The sequence below is a fragment of the Massilia brevitalea genome (assembly GCF_030711405.1).
Taxonomy (GTDB): Bacteria; Pseudomonadota; Gammaproteobacteria; order Burkholderiales; family Burkholderiaceae_D; genus Telluria; species Telluria brevitalea.
This window is the reverse complement of record NZ_JAULSI010000100.1, coordinates 1-2742: the sequence shown is the minus strand read 5'-3', so window position 1 is coordinate 2742 and position 2742 is coordinate 1. Positions and strand designations below refer to the sequence as shown.

1 protein-coding gene and 1 pseudogene are annotated in these 2742 nt (G+C 61.6%); both read right to left on the bottom strand.

The window, feature by feature from the left end; translation table 11 throughout:
- A partial coding sequence (locus QWL29_RS26380; protein WP_441295518.1) for a DUF2345 domain-containing protein occupies window positions 1–716 on the bottom strand: 716 nt, incomplete at its 3' end.
- A gap of 166 nt (window positions 717–882) precedes the next feature.
- Window positions 883–2592 (bottom strand): annotated as a pseudogene (locus QWL29_RS26375) (type VI secretion system Vgr family protein); the annotation flags it as partial.
- Window positions 2593–2742 lie beyond the last annotated feature (150 nt).

Genomic DNA, 2742 nt, shown 5'->3' with positions numbered 1-2742 from the left:
ACATTGGCAAACGGACGCCCGCTTCCGGCATGGGTTTGCAGCCTGAAGAGCAGCTGCTTCGGATCTTCGGGCGTCTTGGGTTCCGTAATCGTGATCTTGTGCTCCGCCGATGGTTGCGGCCTGTTCTGGGGAGCGAGGGTTTTGAGATTGCCGTGGAATAGCGCCGGCTTGGGCGCGAAGACCTGCATGCGGTCGGTGATTTCGACCATGCACTCCGGGCCATGTAGCCGTACACCTTTTTTCCCCTTCAGGTCGATCCAGTCCGTTTGGCTGATCAGGGACAGGACCTTGTTGGCGATGACCTGGATATCGTCCTCATGTGCCTGCACGGTGATCTTGCCGGACGCTGCAATCAGCTTCATTCCCGCCTTGTGGACGAACAGGCGGAAGGTCTGCTTGATGCTCGCGAACAGGCTGTCACCGGTTGCGATCGAAAGATTGCGTCCTGCCGTCAGAGCCGTATGTTCGCCGCTGGCGATATGGGTCGATTGTGCTGAAGTCGTCTCGATACCGGCCGGACTCGCCAAGACGAGGTGAGGTTCTGAAAGCTCGGGAAAGGGTTCACCTGTGCCGAGCACGCCGTCGTTTTGTGACTTCAGGATATCGGCGACGTCGTGCTGCTGTCCGCTTTCCTGTGCCAGGCCCTGTAGTGCGGCTGTCGCCTGGTCGTCGTGCAGCTTGTGCGCGGCATCCAGTCGCTTTGCCGTTTCGTCCATGTCCTTGATCGGCCCGCGCGCGGATTGCCGCGCTTCGGTNCTTCAGGATATCGGCGACGTCGTGCTGCTGTCCGCTTTCCTGTGCCAGGCCCTGTAGTGCGGCTGTCGCCTGGTCGTCGTGCAGCTTGTGCGCGGCATCCAGTCGCTTTGCCGTTTCGTCCATGTCCTTGATCGACCCGAGCGCGGATTGCCGGGCTTCGGTCGTGATCAAGAGTCCCTTGGCCGCACGCGCTACGCCATGGCCGTCGGTACGCAGTTCCCAGCCTTCTCCGCGCGCATCCTTGCGGCCGGCGTTGTCCTCGATGCGTGTGATGTGGCCGAGCGACAGCTGGCTGCACTGGTGGTCGCTCTTCAGCTGCGCCTGGATCATCTCCCTGGTGTCGTCGAGGACCAGGTGATTCCCACGGGTTCCGCCTCCCAGTTCGCGGCTGCGCAGGCCGGCAAGCGCCTGTTGCTGCGGCAGTGCCCAGGGCGGCAGGTGCATCCCGTTGTACAGCGCGCCAAGGACAAGTGGATGGTCGATATTTCCGTTCGGGTAGACGACGGCCACTTCCTCGCCAACGCGCGGCAGGCGGATCTGCCCGAACTCGCTGCCGGCCGCGGGGCTCAATACCCGGATCCAGGGCGAGCTTTTTTCATCGTAATTGCCTATCCGGTCCCAGTGATGCTGCAGCTTGACGCGGCCGTACCCGTCCGTGTGGATGTCGGCCCCTGCCGGGCCAGTGACGATGGCGGTATGCAGGCCCGTATAGATGACAGGCTCGCTGTTATAGTCGCGGCCAGGGCGCCAGCGTATGTCCCGGCGGATGCAGGTAAAGCGGTTTTCGAAGTGCGAAGGTGCGCTCGGGCCAGCCTGGTAATTGTTTGAAACCTCGTGGTCGGCGGACAGGATCAAATAGTAGCGGTCTCCGATGCTGGAGCGCTGTTCGGCGTCGTATCGACGCGATTCCCATTTGGCGCTGAAGTGACCGCCGAGCTTGAACGTACGCCCCGGCAGCACGTGCCGCTCGTTGGCCACTGCCTCGAAATACTGCGTCTCCTTCTCCGCTTCGTCCATGCGCCGGCCCGCCAGCTGCACACCGTCGTTGTACTGCTGGAAGCCATAGGCACCGGTATCTTCGTAGATTTCGTGCGGAAAGACGTCACCTTGCCGATTCAGTGAAGCGGCTTCAACGTGTTGCGCGCGGGGACTTTTGTAATTGAACGAAGCCAGGGTGGTCTTGCCCGAACCGAGTCGCCGGATGGCGGTCCACTCATGGATGCCGTCGTCCTCGCGCGATCCACCCTTGTCGTGGAACGAGATCACGTAGGCTTCCTCGTCGATCGGCCGGGCGAGGGTGCTGTTGTCCGAGATCATGAGCTTGTGCCCGTCGAACCGGTGCTCGTACCAGTAGTGCAGGCCTAGCGCTTCCCAGCGCCGGTGCAGGTGGTTGTAGTCGGTTTCGTTGTACTGGTTGGCGACAGTCAACGTCGAGTCGTCGATCCTGACCATGTGCCAGTCGGCCTGGGGGTATTGCCGCAAGGTTTGCTGGGTAATCTCGAGCACGTTCTTGTTGTGGAAGGACATGCAGTTCTTGCGAAGGCGCGCAAGGGCGAGCCAGGGTTCGAGCAGCATCCGGTAGAAGGCGAAGCCGCCATCGCTGCGCAGGAAGCGGAACTCCGTGACGTAACCGTTGAAGTAACGCAGCGACCCGTCTTCCCGTACCAGGGAGATGGTCGCCATCCGCCCCATCATCTTTTTCAGCGGGATGCGCGGGTCATCCGACAGGACCTCGACATCAAAGCGGAAACTGCGCGACACCTCCTCGTGCGCTGCCAGCCTGTTAGGCAGGAGGATCGCTGATGGCCCGTCCTTGAACGGAAAATCGAGCCGCATGAGCCGTTTGTGCTGAGATTCGCCGCTGAACGCCGAGCGCGCGGCGCCGGCCGCGATTTCCTGGCTTTCGCCCATTGATTGCCCTCCGATGGCATTTGGCCGTAGCGCATATGAAAATATCAGCGGCCACGTTACCCCGACGCTGCCAAA